General features: G+C 63.2%; 16 protein-coding genes. 9 read left to right on the top strand and 7 right to left on the bottom strand.

The genetic code is table 11. From position 1 onward, the window contains the following. Positions 1-13 precede the first annotated feature (13 nt). Positions 14-1,081, bottom strand: a complete 1,068-nt coding sequence (locus ACIP02_RS07450; RefSeq protein WP_400614735.1) for a glycerophosphodiester phosphodiesterase family protein — start codon at positions 1,079-1,081, stop codon at positions 14-16. A gap of 250 nt (positions 1,082-1,331) precedes the next feature. On the opposite strand from ACIP02_RS07450, the gene ACIP02_RS07445 reads away from it, so the two are divergent. After that, entirely contained in the window at positions 1,332-2,342 is a 1,011-nt protein-coding gene (locus tag ACIP02_RS07445) for a DUF4917 family protein (protein WP_400614733.1), read from the top strand. A 145-nt stretch (positions 2,343-2,487) separates the two neighbouring features. Here the strand turns inward: ACIP02_RS07445 and ACIP02_RS07440 are convergent, their stop codons facing one another. Beyond that, complete coding sequence (locus ACIP02_RS07440; RefSeq protein ID WP_400614731.1) at positions 2,488-3,702, bottom strand: class I SAM-dependent methyltransferase; 1,215 nt, start codon at positions 3,700-3,702, stop codon at positions 2,488-2,490. A 231-nt stretch (positions 3,703-3,933) separates the two neighbouring features. Further along, positions 3,934-4,551: a TPM domain-containing protein gene (locus ACIP02_RS07435; RefSeq protein WP_400614729.1), complete on the bottom strand. Its 618-nt coding sequence runs from the start codon at positions 4,549-4,551 to the stop codon at positions 3,934-3,936. Between the two features lie 186 nt (positions 4,552-4,737). On the opposite strand from ACIP02_RS07435, the gene bglX reads away from it, so the two are divergent. The 4 genes from bglX to ACIP02_RS07415 all read left to right on the top strand — a co-directional run bounded on the left by bglX (position 4,738) and on the right by ACIP02_RS07415 (position 11,839). Next, positions 4,738-7,029 (top strand): beta-glucosidase BglX, encoded by a 2,292-nt coding sequence (bglX, locus tag ACIP02_RS07430; protein ID WP_400614727.1) that lies wholly within the window; start codon positions 4,738-4,740, stop codon positions 7,027-7,029. Between the two features lie 127 nt (positions 7,030-7,156). After that, positions 7,157-8,914, top strand: coding sequence for an ATP-binding protein (locus tag ACIP02_RS07425; RefSeq protein ID WP_400614725.1), 1,758 nt, complete (start codon positions 7,157-7,159; stop codon positions 8,912-8,914). Continuing rightward, positions 8,908-10,242: a sigma-54-dependent transcriptional regulator gene (locus ACIP02_RS07420; RefSeq protein WP_400614723.1), complete on the top strand. Its 1,335-nt coding sequence runs from the start codon at positions 8,908-8,910 to the stop codon at positions 10,240-10,242. Before ACIP02_RS07425 ends, ACIP02_RS07420 begins: the two co-directional genes overlap by 7 nt. Before the next feature lie 277 nt (positions 10,243-10,519). Further along, positions 10,520-11,839, top strand: coding sequence for an MFS transporter (locus ACIP02_RS07415; protein ID WP_201205935.1), 1,320 nt, complete (start codon positions 10,520-10,522; stop codon positions 11,837-11,839). Positions 11,840-12,118: 279 nt separating this feature from the next. Here ACIP02_RS07415 and ACIP02_RS07410 read toward each other — a convergent pair whose 3' ends face one another. Next, a complete protein-coding gene (locus tag ACIP02_RS07410; protein WP_400614720.1) occupies positions 12,119-12,871 on the bottom strand; it encodes a hypothetical protein in 753 nt (250 codons plus the stop codon). 342 nt (positions 12,872-13,213) lie between these two features. Here ACIP02_RS07410 and ACIP02_RS07405 point away from each other — a divergent pair, with 342 nt between their 5' ends. Together ACIP02_RS07405 and ACIP02_RS07400 are read left to right on the top strand one after the other, a co-directional pair. Beyond that, positions 13,214-13,501 carry a hypothetical protein gene (locus ACIP02_RS07405; RefSeq protein WP_400614718.1) on the top strand — a complete coding sequence of 96 codons (288 nt, stop codon included), beginning with the start codon at positions 13,214-13,216 and terminating at the stop codon, positions 13,499-13,501. A gap of 118 nt (positions 13,502-13,619) precedes the next feature. Beyond that, the gene (locus ACIP02_RS07400; RefSeq protein WP_400614716.1) at positions 13,620-14,225 is read left to right on the top strand and encodes a flavin reductase family protein; all 606 of its coding nucleotides are present in this window, start codon (positions 13,620-13,622) and stop codon (positions 14,223-14,225) included. Here ACIP02_RS07400 and ACIP02_RS07395 read toward each other — a convergent pair whose 3' ends face one another. Further along, the gene (locus tag ACIP02_RS07395) at positions 14,226-14,459 is read right to left on the bottom strand and encodes a hypothetical protein (RefSeq protein WP_400614714.1); all 234 of its coding nucleotides are present in this window, start codon (positions 14,457-14,459) and stop codon (positions 14,226-14,228) included. Between the two features lie 196 nt (positions 14,460-14,655). Next, positions 14,656-14,949: a putative quinol monooxygenase gene (locus tag ACIP02_RS07390; protein WP_400614712.1), complete on the bottom strand. Its 294-nt coding sequence runs from the start codon at positions 14,947-14,949 to the stop codon at positions 14,656-14,658. Positions 14,950-15,151: 202 nt separating this feature from the next. Between ACIP02_RS07390 and ACIP02_RS07385 the strand changes: the two genes are divergently transcribed. Then, positions 15,152-16,072 (top strand): AraC family transcriptional regulator N-terminal domain-containing protein, encoded by a 921-nt coding sequence (locus ACIP02_RS07385; RefSeq protein ID WP_400614709.1) that lies wholly within the window; start codon positions 15,152-15,154, stop codon positions 16,070-16,072. A 150-nt stretch (positions 16,073-16,222) separates the two neighbouring features. On the opposite strand, the gene ACIP02_RS07380 is transcribed toward ACIP02_RS07385, so the two are convergent. Next, a complete protein-coding gene (locus tag ACIP02_RS07380; RefSeq protein ID WP_400614707.1) occupies positions 16,223-17,860 on the bottom strand; it encodes a 5-guanidino-2-oxopentanoate decarboxylase in 1,638 nt (545 codons plus the stop codon). Positions 17,861-17,974: 114 nt separating this feature from the next. Between ACIP02_RS07380 and ACIP02_RS07375 the strand changes: the two genes are divergently transcribed. Continuing rightward, positions 17,975-18,850 (top strand): LysR substrate-binding domain-containing protein, encoded by an 876-nt coding sequence (locus tag ACIP02_RS07375; RefSeq protein ID WP_400614704.1) that lies wholly within the window; start codon positions 17,975-17,977, stop codon positions 18,848-18,850. The last annotated feature ends 23 nt before the right edge of the window (positions 18,851-18,873 follow it).

Here is an 18,873-nt window from a genome sequence, read left to right as displayed (position 1 = left end):
AGCCTGCAAGTGATCAGTAACCCAACCTTTCCAGCGCTGCTGCCTCAGGCTCCGCCGGGCGCTGGTAATAGCGCAGCAACGCCCCTGCGCGGTTGGTGAATATCCCGTCTACCCCCGCTTTCATCGCCTTGTCGAAATCCACCGGCTCGTCGAGGGTGTACACATGCACCAGCAGATCTCGCGCATGGCTGGCCTGGTTCATCCATGGCTGGATCAGGTCGGCGTAACTCTGCTCGCCCAGGCCCGTACGCCTGGCAGAGGGCCCGGTCCCCACAGCACCGCCTTGCCTGGCGTAGTCAAGCCAGCGCAGGAACTCTGCCTGGTCTCGCGGCTGCTGGCGGGCGTAGAACGCTGCCTTGTCGATTTCGCCCGATTCGACGAAGTCCTGCCCCGAGGCGGGCTTGATGGCTTTCGTACCGACCCATAGCAGCAGTATCTTCGGTACTTGCGGCATGGCCTGGTGCAGCAGCGCCAGGCTGTTGCGGTCGAAGGTCTGCAGGACCACACGCCCCGGTCGGTCGAGCCAGCCACGGGCTTCAAGCCGTGACTTCAGGTCCTGCTCGATGCCGGGGAACTGCTGGGGAACCTTGGTCTCGATGTAGAGACCGGGTTGCCGTTCGGGGTTGCCTTCGGCGATGTCGATGACTTCATCCAGGGTAAGGATCGGCAGTTTGCGGAAGCTTGGCCGGGCGCGGTCCGGGTAGGCGTGGTTGAACCAGCTACCGGCGTCCAACGACTTGAGTTCGGCGAGGGTGAAGGCGCTGACCGGGCTGGCTTTGCGCTCCGGGAAGCGCTCGGCGACATCGCTGGTGCGCGACAGCACATCGTCATGCACCACTACCAGTACGCCGTCGCGGGTGCGTTGCAGGTCAAGTTCCAGGTAGTCGGCGCCCTGCTCACGCGCTAGCAGGTAAGCCGGGGTGGTGGATTCCGGGGCGTCGTACGAGGCGCCACGGTGGGCGATTACTGCTGGGTGCGGGATACCGTGGGCGGCGGCCAGGGCCTGGCCATTGTTGGCGGAGGCTGTGGATACAGTGAAAAAACCAATCAAAGCCAAACAACTGAACCAGGGGTTGTGCATGAGAAAGTCCTTTATCGTAAGCCTTGCTCTGCCAGATCCGGCCCTTTCGCGGGTAAACCCGCTCCTACATGTCCAGCGCAGGTTTCAAGCCTGATGCAGATTTTGTAGGAGCGGGTTCATCGAGGCGTCGAACCGCCGCGAAGAGGCCAGCATAGGCAACTCAAGACTATTGCCTGGACAGCAACCCTCGCACACCTTGCATGACATGCTAAAGTCGCCCCCGTTCCCCGCACCACCCAACGGACCCAGCATGCCCGCACTCGACGCCACCCTCATCCCTTGGCCAGAACTCGCCGCCCGCCACGCCTGCGACGCCCTGCTGCTGGGCAATGGCGCCAGCCGCGCCGTGTGGAAGCCGTTCGGCTACTTCTCGCTGTTCGAGGAAGCGCAACGCGCCGGGCGCAAGAAAGGCCTGGCCATCAGCGACCAGGCCCTGTTCAAGTCCTTGGCAACGGAACTGTTCGAGCCAGTGCTCAGCACCCTCAACACCACCGTGCGCGCCAACGCTGCACTGGCCATCAACTCCACCGCGCCGCTGAACCGCTACTACTCGATCAAGGAAGCGTTGATCCACGCCGTGCGCACCGTGCACTTGCCGTGGCCGCTGATGCCCGCCGCAACCCTGGAAACCCTCAACCAGGCCCTGCGCAACTACCGTAGCGTCTACACCAGCAACTACGACCTATTGTTGCCGTGGGCAGTGCAACACGCCCCGCATGGCTTCGCCGAACTGTTCGACGAGCAAGGCTTCTTTGACGTGCGCCGCACCCGCAGCGAAGGCACCCGGGTCATGCACCTGCACGGTGGCCTGCACCTGCTGAAGTTGCCCGACGGCACCACCCGCCAACGCAGCGCCGACAGCGCCGAACTGCTCGATGGTTTTGCCGTGAACATTCCGGGTGAAGTACCGCTTTTCATCAACGAAGACCGCAGCGAAGAGAAACTGCGTGCGATTCGTCACTCGGACTACCTAAGTTGGTGCCTGGGGCAGCTAGCGCAGGAACATCAGGGCCTATGCCTGTTTGGTCAGCACCTGGACAGCACTGACCAGCACCTGCTTGAAGCCATCCGACTGGCCGGGCCGAAACAGCTGTCGATCGCTATCCGGCAATTGAGCGAGGCTTCGGTGATCAACCAGAAGCAGCATTTTGTTGATCGATTCGGCGATTTGCCGGGGACGGCACTGCATTTCTTCGATGCCAGCACCCATCCATTGGGGCAGGCAGAACTCGCGATTGAAGTGCCCGTTACTCGACGCTGACACGATCTATTGTAGGAGCGGCCTTGTGTCGCGATAGGGCCGCAAAGCGGCCCCAGCAATGTGTGCGTTTACGCTGAAATCCCGGGGCTGCTGCGCAGCCCTTTCGCGACACAAGGCCTCGCATACAGGGCCCATGACGGTTGTTTCAGAGCAACCCATCACCCCGCAACAACGTCTCCAGGCAGTGCTCCTGCACGCCATAGAACGCCTTGAGCTGGGCAATTTTCTCCAGCAACGCGCCGTTGTCCACCGCCTGGCGCCGCTTCACCGCAAGAATCATCTTGTTCTTGTTGGTGTGCTCCAGCGAGATGAACTCGAATACCTTGGTTTCATACCCGCAGGCTTCCAGGTACAGCGCACGCAGGCTGTCGGTCAGCATTTCGGCCTGCTGGCCCAGGTGCAGGCCGTACTGCAGCATCGGTTGCAACAAGCCTGGGCTGTGCAGTTGCGGGCGGATCTGCTTATGGCAGCACGGCGAGCACATGATGATCGCCGCATTACAGCGAATGCCGGTGTGAATGGCATAGTCGGTGGCGATGTCACAGGCATGCAGGGCGATCATCACTTCGATGGCTGCAGGTACCACGCTGCGTACGTCACCACACTGGAACTCCAGACCCGGGTGCTCCAGGCGCGAGGCGGCGGCGTTGCACAGGTCGACCATGTCCTGGCGCAATTCGACGCCGGTTACCTGCGCTTCGCGGCCCAGGCTGTTGCGCAGGTAGTCGTGCATGGCAAAGGTCAGGTAACCCTTGCCCGAACCGAAGTCTGCCACCCGCAGCGCCTGCTGTGCCGGCACCGGAGCGCTGGCCAGGGCGTGGTCGAAGACTTCGATGAACTTGTTGATCTGCTTCCACTTGCGCGACATGGACGGGATCAGCGCGCCTTGTGCGTCGGTTACACCGAGGTCGCGCAGAAACGGCCGCGACAGCTCCAGGTAGCGTTTCTTCTCGCGGTCATGACCGCTGCCTGCGGCAACCTCGCGCGGTGCCTGCGCGCCATGGCGCTGCAGCATGGGCTTGCCCTTCTTGCTGAAGGTCAGCTGCACTTCGCCGTCCGCGTCGAACAGATGGGCATTGCGGAAGCTGTCCGGCAGCAACTCGGCGACCAGAGCCTGGGCCTGGTCCAGCGCCAGGTTGCGGGTGATGTCGCGGGTCTGGTGACGGTAGACCAGCGACAGGCACGGCTGGCCCTTGACCTGTAGCGGCTTGGCAATGATCCGTTGCAAGGCCTGGTCGGCGCCGACATGGCGCGCCAGCACCAGCTTGACCAAGGTGTTGCCGTGCAGAGCAGCGTGCAGCAGGTCGAGAAACTGGGCGCGCGCATCCGGCGCGGCGGAAGCGGAATGACTGGCGGACATGGAAAAACGGTGCCTCGAATAGCGGGAAGCGCTTGGCGCAATGCGCACATTCTACAGGGAAGGGTACTTCCTGTGGGAGATCACCCAGCCCTTCCGGGCTACGCTGTTTCGCAGAGAACAATGGCCATTGTGGGAGCGGGATTGTCCCGCGAAGCAGGCAACCCGGTGTCTGGCACCGGCTTTGCCGGTGTTCGCGGGACAAGCCCGCTCCCACAGACCATTGAGCTCCGATTAATCGAGGATCACCAGGCGATTGGGCAATTCATTGCGCGAATGGGTAGGCGGCACATGCTCGCTCAGTAACTCGCCACAGGCCTCGATGCATTCGACAAAGCCCTGCAAGGTCCTGCCTTGGCGCACCTGTTCGGCAAAGCGGGCAACGATGGCCGCACGGGCTGCGGCATCCAGGCAGTGCTCGATACCGCGATCGACCAGAATTTCCACATGCCGCTCCGCCTCGCTGACAAAAATCAGCACCCCCGTCGCGCCCGCCGTGCGCTGCAGGTTCTGCTCGCGAAACTGCTGCCGGGCCAGGCGCGAGGCACGCCAGCGACGCAGCCACCGAGGGATCAGCCAGCCGGCCAGGCGCGGGTTGCGCAGCAGCAGGCACAGGCAGACAAACACCAGCACGTTGGCCACCAGCAAGCCGCGCACACCCGGCCAACCCGACAGCCACTGCAACAGCCCAGGCAAAGCCAGCGCCAATATGGCGGCCCAAAACAAAGGCCAATAGGCGTAATCATCGGCACGCCGGGCAAGCACCGTCACCAGCTCGGCATCGGTACGCCGTTCGGCACGGGCAATGGCTTCGGCAATCTGCCGCTGATGGTATTCGTCGAAGGGGGTCATGCCGTCGGTCTCTTGAACGTTCTTATAGTTGTTGTCCCGGCATACGGGGCTTCGTCCGCGGGTGACATATTCAGGCATAATCCGCCGCTGGATGAATTGCCTGCGAATCGTACAACAATAGCCGCCTGAAAACTTCGGCCGCGCGCGTATCACCGTGGATACGGCACAAGCCCCAAAACGGAATTGATGATGAAACTGTCCTTGCTGGGCCTGGCCATGGGCCTTGCCAGTCAGGCGGCCCTCGCCGCCCCCTCCGCCCCGCCCCTGCAAGACAAGCAGGCCTTCATCGAGCATCTGATCAGCCAGATGACCGAAGCCGAGAAAATCGGCCAGCTACGTCTGATCAGCATCGGCCCGGAAATGCCCCACGAGAAGATCCGTGAAGAAATCGCTGCCGGGCGCATCGGTGGTACCTTCAACTCGCGTACGGCACCCGAAAACCGCCCGATGCAGGATGCGGCCATGCGCAGCCGCCTGAAGATCCCGATGTTCTTTGCCTACGACACCATCCACGGCGAACGCACGATCTTCCCGATCGGCCTGGGCATGGCCGCCACCTGGGACATGGACGCCGTGGCCAAGGTTGGCCGCACCGCCGCCATCGAAGCCTCGGCCGATGCCCTGGACATGACCTTCGCCCCCATGGTCGACATTGCCCGCGACCCGCGCTGGGGCCGCACCAGTGAAGGCTTCGGCGAAGACACCTACCTGACCTCGAAAATCGGCCAGGTGATGGTGCGCTCGTTCCAGGGCAGCAGCCCGGGGAACCCCGACAGCATCATGGCCATCGTCAAGCACTTCGCCCTGTACGGCGCGGTAGAGGGCGGGCGCGACTACAACACGGTCGATATGAGCCTGCCCAAAATGTACAACGACTACCTGCCGCCCTACCGCGCCGCGCTCGACGCCGGTGCTGGCGGGGTAATGGTGGCGCTCAACTCGATCAACGGCGTGCCGGCCACCTCCAACACCTGGCTGATGAACGACCTGCTGCGCAAGGAATGGGGCTTCAAGGGCGTGACCATCAGCGACCACGGCGCCATCCAGGAACTGATCCGCCATGGCGTCGCCCGTGATGGCCGCGAAGCGGCCAAGCTGGCAATCAAGGCCGGTATCGACATGAGCATGAACGACACCCTGTACGGCGAAGAGCTGCCGGGCCTGCTGAAGTCCGGTGAAGTGACCCAGCGCGAGCTCGACCAGGCCGTCCGCGAAGTGCTGGGCGCCAAGTACGACATGGGCCTGTTCAAGGACCCGTACGTGCGCATCGGCAAGGCCGAAACCGACCTGAAGGACTACTACGGCAACGAACGCCTGCACCGCGAGGCCGCACGTGATGTGGCGCGCCGCAGCCTGGTGCTGCTGGAAAACAACAACCAGACCCTGCCGCTGAAGAAGGCCGGCACCATCGCCTTGGTCGGCCCGCTGGCCGATGCCCCGATCGACATGATGGGCAGTTGGGCTGCCGACGGCAAACCGATGCATTCGGTAACCGTGCGCGAAGGCCTGCGCCGCGCCCTGGAAGGCAAGGCCAAGCTGGTCTACGCCAAAGGCTCCAACGTCACTGGTGACAAGGCGATCCTCGACTACCTGAACTTCCTCAACTTCGACGCTCCGGAAATCGTCGACGACCCACGCCCGGCGGCCGTGCTGATCGACGAAGCGGTCAAGGCAGCGAAGCAGTCCGACGTGGTAGTGGCGGTGGTAGGCGAGTCGCGTGGCATGTCCCACGAATCGTCGAGCCGCACCACCCTGGAAATCCCGGCCAGCCAGCGCGAGCTGATCAAAGCCCTGAAAGCCACTGGCAAACCGCTGGTACTGGTGCTGATGAATGGCCGCCCGCTGTCGATCGGCTGGGAACGTGAACAGGCCGACGCCATCCTCGAAACCTGGTTCTCCGGCACCGAGGGCGGCAATGCCATTGCCGACGTGCTGTTCGGTGACTACAACCCGTCCGGCAAGCTGGCCATCACCTTCCCGCGCTCGGTCGGGCAGATCCCGATGTACTACAACCACACCCGCATCGGCCGGCCGTTCACGCCAGGCAAGCCGGGCAACTACACCTCGCAGTACTTCGAAGAGCCCAACGGCCCGCTGTACCCGTTCGGCTATGGCCTGAGCTACAGCAGCTTCGAGCTGTCGGGCCTGGCGTTGTCGAACAAGGACTTCAAGCGCGGCGACACACTGGAGGCCAAGGTGACGGTGAAGAACACCGGCAAGGTGGCTGGCGAGACAGTGGTGCAGTTGTACCTGCAAGATGTGTCGGCATCGATGAGCCGCCCGGTGAAAGAGCTGAAGAACTTCCAGAAACTGATGCTCAAGCCAGGCGAGACACGCACCTTGAGCTTCCGCATCAGCGAGGAGGACCTGAAGTTCTACAATGGCCAACTGCAGCGGGTTGCCGAGCCTGGGGAATTCAATGTGCAGGTCGGGCTGGATTCCCAGGCGGTGCAGCAGCAGAGCTTTGAATTGCTGTAACTGAAAGGTCGCCTGTTCTGGCCCTTTCGCGGGTGAACCCGATCCTACACGTCTATGCCGTACCTGTAGGAGCGGGTTTACCCGCGAAGAGGCCGGCCCTGATATCCCATTCATCCGGATCCGCCCCATGCCCTTTTCCTTTCGCGCCCTGCGTCTGGGGCTGATCACCCTGCTGATCTTGCTAGGCACCGCCCTCAGTGCCGGCTGGGCCATGCACCAGGCCAAGCGCCAGGCCATGGAAGACGACGCCCAACGCGCCAACCAGCAACTGGGCCTGTACGCCAACACCCTGCACACCCTGATCGACCGCTACCGCGCCCTGCCCGCTGTGCTGGCCCTGGACCCGGAATTGATCGCGGCCCTGCGCGGCCCGGTAAACGAGGCGGTGCAGGACGCCCTCAACCGCAAGCTCGAACGCATCAACGGCGCCGCCAATTCCTCCACCCTCGAGCTGCTCGACCGCACCGGCCTGGCCATTGCCGCCAGCAACTGGCGGTTGCCCAGCAGCTACGTCGGCTCCAACTACGGCTTCCGCCCTTACTTCAAGCAAACCCGCAGCCTGGGCAGTGGCCGCTTCTACGCCGTCGGCGTTACCAGTGGCGTGCCGGGCTACTTCCTTGCCAGCGCCGTCAACGACGAGCATGGCCGCTTCCTCGGTGCCATGGTGGTGAAGCTGGAGTTTCCCGAGCTTGAGCGTGAATGGCGCCAGGGCAACGATATCCTGCTGGTCAGCGACGCCCGTGGTATCACCTTCATCGCCAACCAGGACGGCTGGCGTTACCGCGAGCTGCAGCCGCTCAGTGGCGCCGACCGTGCCGAGCTCGCCGAAACCCGCCAGTACGACAAGCAACCGCTGGTGCCGCTGCAGCATCAGGTACTCACCCGCTTTGCCGCCAACAGCACCCTTAGCCGCGTACAAGGCCCGGAAGGCAGTGCCGAATACTTGTGGGAAAGCCTGCCGCTGGAAGGCGAAAACTGGACCTTGCACCTGCTGCGCAAACCGCAGGTCGCCGCCGACGGCCGCAACGCCGCCCTCGGCGCAGCTGCCGTATGGCTGAGCCTGGTATTCGCCGCGCTGTTCGTCAGCCAGCGCCTGCGCCTGGCCCGTCTGCGCCAGCGCAGCCGGCAACAACTCAAGCGCCAGGTCGAGCAACGCACCCGCGAGCTGCGCACCGCCCAGGAAGGCCTGGTGCAATCGGCCAAGCTGGCCGCACTCGGGCAGATGTCGGCGGCCATGGCCCACGAAATCAACCAGCCGCTAACCACCCAGCGCATGCAGCTGGAAACCCTGCGCCTGCTGCTCGACAACGGCCGCTACGACGAAGCGCGCCAGGCACTGGAGCCGCTGGAGCAAATGCTGACGCGCATGGCTGCACTCACCAGCCACCTGAAGACCTTCGCCCGCAACAGCCCGGTGGGCCTGCGCGAGCGCCTCGACCTGGCCACCGTGGTCGACCAGGCCCTGCACCTGCTGGAAGCGCGCATTCGCAGCGAAGAGGTGGAGGTGGCCCTGTACCTGGCGCGCCCGGCCTGGGTGCGCGGCGATGCCATCCGCCTTGAGCAGGTGCTGATCAACCTGCTGCGCAATGCCCTCGACGCCATGGCCGACAAGCGCTACAAACGCCTGGAGATCCGCATCGAGCCTGACGGCGCGCTGTGGCGCCTGAGTGTGCTGGACTCGGGTGGCGGCATTGCCGAAGCCGACCTGGCCAAGGTCTTCGACCCGTTCTTCACCACCAAACCGGTGGGCGAAGGGCTGGGGCTGGGCCTGGCCATTTCCTATGGCATTGTCCACGAGGCCGGCGGCCAGCTGCAGGCCGAAAACCTGCCCGGCGGTGCACGCCTGAGCCTTACCCTGCCCCGAGACCTGGAGCCTGTATGTTGAATTCAGTGATCGTCGTCGATGATGAAGCCAGTATCCGTACGGCAGTCGAGCAATGGCTGAGCCTTTCCGGCTTCAGCGTGCAGTTGTTCGCCCGTGCTGAAGAGTGCCTGGCCAATCTGCCGCAGCATTTCCCCGGGGTGATCATCAGCGATGTGCGCATGCCCGGCATGGGCGGCTTGCAATTGCTCGAACGCCTGCAGGCGGACGACCCCGACCTGCCGGTGATCCTGCTGACCGGCCACGGTGATGTGCCCATGGCCGTGGAGGCCATGCGCAATGGGGCTTATGACTTCCTGGAGAAGCCGTTCACTCCTCAACATTTACTGGGCAGCCTGCGCCGGGCCCTGGAAAAACGCCAGCTGGTGCTGGAAAACCGCCGGTTGCACGAGCGGGCCGACCTCAAGTCACGCCTGGAGGGCACGCTGCTGGGCATGTCCCAGGGCCTGCAGCAGTTGCGTCGCCAGGTACTGGACCTGGCCAACCTGCCGGTCAATGTGCTGATCCGTGGCGAAACCGGCAGTGGCAAAGAGCGGGTCGCCCGTTGCCTGCACGACTTTGGCCCACGCGCCGCCAAACCATTCGTTGCCCTCAATTGCGCGGCCATCCCCGAAGCACTGTTCGAAGCCGAGCTGTTCGGCCATGAAAGCGGTGCCTTCACCGGCGCCCAGGGCAAGCGCATCGGCAAGCTGGAGTATGCCAACGGCGGCACGGTGTTCCTTGATGAAATCGAAAGCATGCCCCTGGCTCAGCAGGCCAAGCTGCTGCGGGTGATCCAGGAGCAGAAGCTGGAGCGCCTGGGCGCCAACCAGAGCATCAGCGTCGATTTGCGCATCATCGCCGCAACCAAGCCTGACCTGCTCGAAGAAGCCCGCGCCGGGCGCTTCCGCGAAGACCTGGCTTACCGCCTGAACGTCGCCGAGTTGCGCCTTGCGCCATTGCGCGAGCGGCGCGAGGACATTCCACTGCTGTTCGAACACTTCGCCCGCGCTGCTGCCGACAGGCTTGGCCGTGCCGCGCCACCGCTGTCGGGTGCACAACTGGCACAGCTGCTGTCGCATGATTGGCCGGGCAATGTGCGTGAGCTGGCCAATGCGGCGGAGCGGCATGCGCTGGGGCTGGGTTCACCGAACATCGAGGTGGCGCTTGGCGGGCAGTCGCTGGGCGAGCAGATGGAAGCGTTCGAGGCGCAGTGCCTGCGCGCGGCGTTGCGCCAGCACGGCGGGGCGATCAATGCGGTGATGGAGGCGTTGCAGCTGCCGCGGCGTACGCTGAACGAGAAGATGCAGCGGCATGGGTTGGTACGTGAGGATTTTGTTGGGCGCGAATGAGCGGAAATCCGCTTATGGTGAGGGTTTGGTAGGCGAGAATTCGCTTATTACTTGGAGATTTTGGGGCTGCTTTGCAGCCCTTCGCGGGCAAGCCCGCTCCTACACTGAGATGTGAAACATCAGTCGCGGCGCGGTCCCTGTGGGGGCGGGCGTGCCCGCGAAGGGCCTACAACGCCCCCGTTTGGATCACCCCGCACCCATTTGGCACACCTTCTGCAATCACCTGTGCAAGCTGCGCTACGGCGCGCTCCACAAAAACAACGAGAAGGTATCCCTGATGGATAACGCCACCTCCCTGCCCGCCGGGGCGGCCACCGCGCCTGCCGCGGAAAAAACTACCGCCAGCCGCCTGAAGTCGATCTTCAGCGGGTCCATCGGCAACATGGTCGAATGGTACGACTGGTACGTCTACGCCGCATTCTCGCTGTACTTCGCCAAAGCCTTCTTCCCGGCCGGTGATTCCACTGCACAATTGCTCAACACCGCTGCGATCTTTGCCGTTGGCTTCCTGATGCGCCCGATCGGTGGCTGGCTGATGGGCCTGTACGCCGACCGCAAAGGCCGCAAGGCGGCACTGATGGCCTCGGTACTGCTGATGTGCGCGGGTTCGCTGGTCATCGCCCTCACCCCTGGGTATGAAACCATCGGCGTCGCCGCGCCAATCCTGCTGGTCATCGCCCGCCTGCTGCAAGGCCTGTCGGTGGGTGGCGAATACGGCACCTCAGCCACCTACCTCAGCGAAATGGCCAGCAAGGAGCGCCGTGGCTTCTTCTCCAGCTTCCAGTACGTGACCCTGATCTCCGGCCAGCTCATCGCCCTGGCGGTCCTGATCGTGTTGCAGCAGACCCTGACCACCGAGCAGCTGTATGCCTGGGGCTGGCGTGTGCCGTTCGTGATCGGTGCGCTGTGTGCCGTGGTGGCGCTTTACCTGCGTCGCGGCATGGAAGAAACCGCCTCGTTCACCAAGAAGGAAAAGGCCAAGGAAAGCCTGATGCGCACCCTGCTGCGCCACCCCAAGGAACTGATGACCGTGGTCGGCCTGACCATGGGCGGTACCCTGGCCTTCTACACCTACACCACCTACATGCAGAAGTACCTGGTCAATACCGTGGGTATGAGCATCAGCGACTCGACCACCATCTCGGCCGCCACGCTGTTCCTGTTCATGTGCCTGCAGCCGGTGATCGGCGGCCTGTCCGACAAGATAGGCCGTCGTCCGATCCTGATCGCCTTCGGTGTACTGGGCACCCTGTTCACCGTACCGATCCTCAGCACCCTGCACACCATCCAGACCTGGTGGGGTGCGTTCTTCCTGATCATGGCCGCGCTGATCATCGTCAGCGGCTACACCTCGATCAACGCCGTGGTCAAAGCCGAACTGTTCCCCACCGAGATCCGCGCCCTGGGCGTGGGCCTGCCGTACGCGCTGACGGTGTCGATCTTCGGCGGCACCGCCGAGTACGTCGCCCTGTGGTTCAAGAGCGCTGGCATGGAAAGCGGCTTCTACTGGTATGTCACCGCCTGTATCGCCTGTTCGCTGCTGGTCTATGCGACCATGAAGGACACCAAGCAGCACTCGCGGATTACTACTGACTGATACCGGCTTGCAGTAATGAAAGGGGCGTTCCAGAGCATGGGGCGCCCTTTTTTTTGGGGGAGTATGTCTTGAGGTTGGGGGTGGGCTGGCAGGTGTCCGCCACAACCGTTTCTGCGCCTGTGAGATCGAGCGCCGCGCGGGCGGCGCTCGATCTCAGCAGCACCGCAAACCTCAACCCATACCTCCAAAGCCCCTGATGAGCCGATTAAAAACCCTATTCGGCTCACAATGTGAGCCGAATAGCCCACTTAATCGGCTCATCTGTGCCTGAAAGCAGGCTCAGGACATCTCCAACGCCTGACGCGGCTCACGACGCTGGAACCAGGTCGCCATCAGCACCAACACCAGCAGCACCCCGCCCAGCACTGCCGAAGATCCGACCGTACCAAAGTCCAGGCCGCCCTTTTCATGAGGCTTGGTGAGGAAGTCGCCCAAGGTGGCACCGAACGGGCGGGTCAGCACGAACGCTACCCAGAACAGCACCACACCCGGGATTCGCGTCCAGTAACGGGCCAACACCACCAGTGCTATGGCACTGCCAATAAACAGCGCGCCACCCGCAAAACCCAGCCCCGAGTCATCGGCCAGGTAATCACCCAACGCGGTGCCGAGAGTGTTGGAAAACAGGATCGCCACCCAGTAGAACAGCTCGCCCGTACGGTTCTTGATGCGGGCGACATCCAGCGGGTTGCCGCTCAGGCGCCAGACCAGGAACGTCAGCAGCAGGATGCCGATGAGCAAAGCGGAACCTGTGGCATAACCCAGGCCCAGGGTACGGTCCATGAAGTCGGACATGGTGGTGCCGGCGGTGCTGGTGGAGAGGATCACCAGCCAGTAGAGCATCGGGTGGTAGCGGCGCGAATACAACTGGCCAAGCAACGTCAGCAGGAACACGCTGATCAGCAACAGCGAGCTGAGTGCATAGCCGATGTTCAGGGTCATCGACAGCAAGTCACCTGCCGTTTCCCCCAGGGTGGTAGCGCAGATCTTCATGACCCAGAAGGCCAAGGTGATTTGCGGGAGTTTGTTCATTGTTGTGCCGCTCCAGTTTTAGGTGCGGCGATGGTGCTGAGCAATGCCTGAAAAAACGGTTGGTGATAAATGAAAAATACGTTCATCAGCCATCTCCGTAAGATTTTTCCTTCTTAACGCCCCATTAATTCAACCCCATCAAGCTGCAATGGCTGGCAGAACGTTGGCGCATGCGCCGACGCTCCCAGAGCCAGGCCGCAGGCTGACTGGCTATGCGCGCACCCATACGCATCGAATAATTCGATTTTTAAGCGCCATTTTTTGCGCTTTTTAATCAAATTAATCGGCGTAGCATTAAACCCATAGAAACAAACAACTCACGACCCCCTCGGAGCAACGACCATGAAAAACAAACTGATCCTTACCCTGGCCCTCTCGGTTTTCGCTACGGGCGCCTTTGCCGAAGATGGCTTTGACCGTACCAACGCCCACACCTTCGCCGCAGCCCAGACTCAGTCGGCCAGCTACGCTGAAGATGGTTTCGACCGCACTGGCGGCCAACGCTTCGCCGAAGACGGCTTCGACCGCACCGGCGGCCAACGCTTCGCCGAAGACGGCTTCGACCGCACCGGCGGCCAACGCTTCGCCGAAGACGGCTTCGATCGCACCAACGCCCACCGCATCAGCTGACCCCTGCTGCGAGCACCCAGCCCGGCTTTTGCCGGGCTTGATCATTTGCAGGCGGGCACAGGCTTGGCACACTAGGCACCTTGTCCACCAGGAGGTAGGGCCCGCAAGCCCAGCACAGATGTATTACTACGAACCCGCCAAAGGCCACGGCCTGCCCCACGACCCGTTCAATGCCATCGTCGGCCCCCGCCCTATCGGCTGGATCTCTTCACAGGACCGCGAAGGCCGTCTGAACCTGGCGCCTTACAGCTTCTTCAACGCCTTCAACTACATCCCGCCGATCATCGGTTTCTGCAGCGTCGGGCGCAAAGATAGCCTGAACAACATCGAGCAGACCGGCGAATTCGTCTGGAACCTGGCCACCCGGCCGTTGGCCGAGCAGATGAACCAGAGCTGCGCGCCGGTTGCTGCGGATGTAAGTGAATTCGAATTGAGCGGCCTCACTGCCACACCCTCGAGCATCGTCAAGGTGCCGCGCGTGGGCGAAACCCCGGTAGCCTTCGAGTGCAAGGTCAGCCAGATCGTCCAGCTCAAGCGGGCCGACCAGGAGCTGGTGCCCAGCTGGTTGATCCTTGGGGAAGTGGTAGCGGTGCACATTGCCGAGCACCTGTTGAACAACGGCATCTACGATACCGTGGCCGCCGAGCCGATTTTGCGTGGCGGCGGCCCGGCAGACTATTTCGAGCTGGGCAACCTGTTCAAGATGGGCCGCCCGCAAGCCTGATCACCAGATCAGCTCACCCTCTTCGCTGACGCCCTGCAGGCGTTGCAGCTCGGCAGTGGCCGCTTCATCGGCGGCCACGGCGCCCTTGAACACCTGCCCGTCGAGGACTTTGTGAAAACGCGGCGCGCCACCCATGCCCAGCGCCTTGACCGCAATGGCCGCGTTGTAGCCACCGCCTTCCACCGGGACCATCGCCGAAACCGCTTCGAACTGCGGGAATTCCCTACGTGCCATGTTGCTCTCTACCTGGTTGATCAGTGCCCGGTATCTTACCCCAGCCACCGCGCCCCTTGTAGGAGCGGCCTTGCGTCGCGAAAGGGCTGCAGAGCAGCCCCAGGGTCTCAGCACAGATGCACAAATCGCCGGGGCTGCTGCGCAGCCCTTTCGCGACGCAAGGCCGCTCCTACAAGGGCCTGCGCCAGCTGGCCAATCAATCAAAGGTATGCAGATCCAGGCTGCTGACCACCCGCGCCTGCACCAGCTCACCAAACACGTCCAGCGTCGGCGAAGCAAAGTAGCCACTCATCGCCTGCTGGTCCTGCCAGCTGCCACTGAGCAGCCACAGGTCGGCATCGGCCTGCGAACGCTGCACGGTGAAGCTCAGGCAACCCGGCGCTCGCCGCGAGGGCTCGAGCAGGTCACGCAGGCGCGCGCCCAACTCCGCCGAGCGCCCGCTGCTGGCACGAATGAACGCAAGATGGGTGACCGGTTGTTTTAAGGTCATTGCTCAATCTCCTTGAAGCAGGCGGACGGAAAAGCCAGGCTGCCAAGGTTAGGGGCTCTCCCGCGCGACGCGTTAGGCCATTACTGCTGGTCGATTGCCTGATCCTGCAGCGCGGCAGGATCAGGCAATCGTCGTGCAGCTTTCGACTAGCGCCCGCCATTGCCCAAACCTATGCTGCGACGGTCAGCAGAGGAAAGCCATCATGACCACCGCCACGCCCACCGACCCGACCCTGGAACAGCAGCGCCTGGAGCTGGCCGAACTGATTACCCGCCATGCCGGCGAGCCCCACGGCCCGGCATCGGCCATCGCTGACCTGTACCTGGTGCGCTACACCGAGAACGTGCGTTCGGTGCCCACCCTGGCGCAACCCGCCTTGTGTATCCTGGCTCAAGGCAGTAAAAGCCTGTTTCTTGGTGATGAGCAATACGCCTACGACCCCCTGCATTACATGGTGGTTTCGGTGACCTTGCCGCTGAGTGGCGTAAAACTCGACGCCAGCCCGGAGAACCCCAGCCTGGGCCTGCGCATGGACCTGGACCCGGCCGAGATCAGCCAGCTGATCGCCGAAAGCGGGCCAATGCTGGTGCCCAACCGGCCTTCCGGCCGTGGACTGTTTGTGGAAAAAACCGACGCAGCGCTACTCGATGCCCTGTTGCGGCTGATTCGCCTGCTGGACACTCCGCGCGATATCGCGATGTTGGCGCCGCTGTTCCGCCGCGAAATTCTTTATCGCCTGCTGCGTGGGCCGCAGGGTTGCCGGCTGTACGAAATTGCCTTGGCCAACAGCCAGACCCACCGGGTCTGCCAGGCTATTACCTGGCTCAACAACAACTACCAGCAGCCACTGCGTATCGAAGACCTGGCGCGTGAGGTCAACCTGAGTACCTCAACCTTGCACCACCGCTTCAAGGCAGTAACGTCAATGAGCCCGTTGCAGTACCAGAAGCAACTGCGCCTGCAGGAGGCGCGGCGGTTGATGTTGAACGACGGGCTTGAGGCGGCGGTAGCGGCCTATCGGGTAGGGTATGAAAGCCCGTCGCAGTTCAGCCGCGAATACAGCCGGCTGTATGGCGCGCCGCCGATTCGCGATGTAGCCCGGTTGCGGGCTACGGCTGGCTGAGTGCTGCTTTAGCCTGATCTGGCCTCTTCGCGGCGGTTCGACGCCTCGATAAACCCGCTCCTACAGCTTTTGCATGGACCTCAAGCCTTGTGCAATCCCTGTAGGAGCGGGTTCACCCGCGAAGAGGCCCGCCCAGGCAACGGCAATACCTCAGCCCAGCACAGCCGCCTGCCACTGATTCTGGTCAACCTGGATCAAGGTCGGCCCCTTGCGCTCCACCGCCTCCCCCAGCGCCGCCTGCAACTGCGCCACATCCGCCACGCTCTGCGCCGCAGCCCCCAACGCCCGCGCCACGCCGATGAAGTCCGGGGTGTGAATATCCACCCCGACCGGCTCGATCGCCCGGTTGACCATGTACTTCTTGATTTCCTCGTACCCCTGGTTATTCCACAGCAGCACGATCAGCGGCACCTGCGCTTCCACCGCGCTGGCCAGCTCGGGCAGGGTGAACTGCAAACCGCCATCCCCAATCAAGCACACCGACGGCGCGCGTTCGCCAGCTTGCTCGGCACTGCCCAACCAGGCGCCCATGGCCGCTGGCAGGGCGTAACCCAGGGTGCCGTAACCAGTCGAGGCATTGAACCAACGCCGTGGCTGATCCATGTCCAACGTCAGGTTGCCGGTGTACACCGGCTGGGTCGAGTCGCCCACCAGAATGGCATTGGGCAAGCGTTCGAGAATCGCGCTCAGCAAGCGCGTCTGGCTCAGCGTCGGCTGGTCCCAGCCTGCCGCCAGGGCCTGGCGCAGGTTGGCCACGCGGGCCACACCCCAAGTGCTCTCACGCAGCGGTTGCGGCTGTACCTGCAAGGCGCCCAGCAGCGCGTCGGCGGCCAGTTCGGCATCGGCGACCAACGCCAACTCCGGCAGGTAGTTACGCACGGTCTGGTCGGGATCGATGTCGATACGCAGCAGGCTGCCCGGGATCTCGAAGCCGCCCTTGAAGGTCACGTCATAATCGGTTTCGGCCAGTTCGGTACCGATCGCCAACACCACGTCGGCCTCGGCCACCAGCGCCCGTGTGGCCGGCAGCGACTGGGTCGAGCCGATCTGCAGCGGGTGGCTGGCCGGCAGCAAACCCTTGGCATTGATGGTCAACGCCACCGGCGCCTGCAGGTGTTCGGCCAGGCGTGCCAGCACAGCACCTGCTGCCAAGGCACCACCACCGGCGAGGATCAATGGCCGCCTTGCGCAGGCCAGGCGTTCAGCCATCTGCGCGACGGCCTGCGGTGCAGCCCCTGCCCGGTGACCACGCACCGGGCGGCCCGGCAGCAGTTGGTCAGCCGGCTCAACCAGCACATCCAGCGGGATCTCGATGTGCACTGGGCGCGGCCGCGCACTGTCGAATACCGCAAAGGCCCGCGCCAATACCTGTGGTAGGTCGGTAGCACTCATCAGGGTGTGCGAAAACGCCGCGACACCCGCCACCAGCGCCGCCTGGTTAGGCAGCTCGTGCAGCTTGCCACGGCCGCCGCCCAGCTGGTCACGCGACTGCACGCTGGAAATAACCAGCATCGGAATCGAGTCGGCATAGGCCTGGCCCATGGCGGTGGTGATGTTGGTCATGCCCGGGCCGGTGATGATGAAACACACCCCGGGTTTGCCACGGGTGCGCGCATAGCCGTCAGCCATGAACCCGGCGCCCTGCTCGTGGCGCGGGGTGATATGGCGAATGGACGAGCCCGCCAGGCCTCGGTAGAGCTCCACGGTATGCACGCCGGGGATGCCAAAGACATGGTCCACGCCATAGCCTTCAAGGAGTTTGACCAGTACTTCGCCGCAGGTTGCCATCGGGTTTCACCATGAATCTTGTTGGGTTATGCGCTTATTGGACCCAAGCCACGGCTATCGCCACAATGCAAAAAAACACATACTAGCCATGTCCTGAGATCATGGCTTATTGCGATGAAACGCCTCCCGCCCCTGCCCGCCCTGCATACCTTTCTGATCACCGCCCAGTGCTGCAATTTCACCCGTGCCGGGCAGCAGTTGCACATCACCCAAGGCGCCGTCAGCCGGCAGATCGCTGCGCTGGAGGAGCACCTGGGTTATGCCTTGTTCCAGCGCCAGGCCCGCGGCTTGAGCCTGACCCGTGAAGGCCAGGACTGGCTGCCACGGGTACAACAGGTATTTGCACTCATCGAGCAAGGTGTGCGCGAGGTGGGAGAGCACAGCACGACCCTGCAGTTGAAGGCGCCCACGTGCGTGATGCGCTGGCTGCTGCCGCGCCTGATGGAGTGGCAGGCACTGCGCCCGGACGTACCGGTGGAGCTGACCACGACCGTTCAGCATGGCGTGGATTTTCGCCGCGAGGGCTTTGATGCCGCGGTGGTCTACGGCGATGCACCGAACCACGGGCTGCAGGTGCGCAAGCTATTCGACGAGCAACTGACGCCGGTGTGCGCGCCGTCATTGCGTGAGGGGCCACTGCCGTTGCAGCAGGTTGAAGACCTGGCGCGGCACATGTTGCTGCACCCCTCGCGGGATGAGCATGACTGGCGGTTGTGGCTGCAGGCGGCTGGTGTAACGCTGGCGGCACAGGGGCCGAAACAGCACTTCGAGACGCTGGACATGGCAATGGCCATGGCTTCGCAGGGGACAGGCGTGGCGATCGGTGATTGGTCGCTGATTGGCGATGACCTGCGCGGCGGGCGGTTGTGCATGCCGTTTGCGCTGAAGGTGCTGACCGGTAAGGGCTATTACCTGGTGAGCCAGGCCAGGAACCTGCCGGCGGGGTTGCTGGAGTTGCTGGACTGGCTGGAGGGCCAGGCCAGTCTATAAGAGCTTTACTCCAGACTGAGCGG

Origin of the sequence: Pseudomonas sp. NPDC089408 (genome assembly GCF_044749445.1) — a bacterium.
Taxonomy (GTDB): Bacteria; Pseudomonadota; Gammaproteobacteria; order Pseudomonadales; family Pseudomonadaceae; genus Aquipseudomonas.
This window is presented reverse-complemented; position numbering and strand designations above follow the sequence as displayed.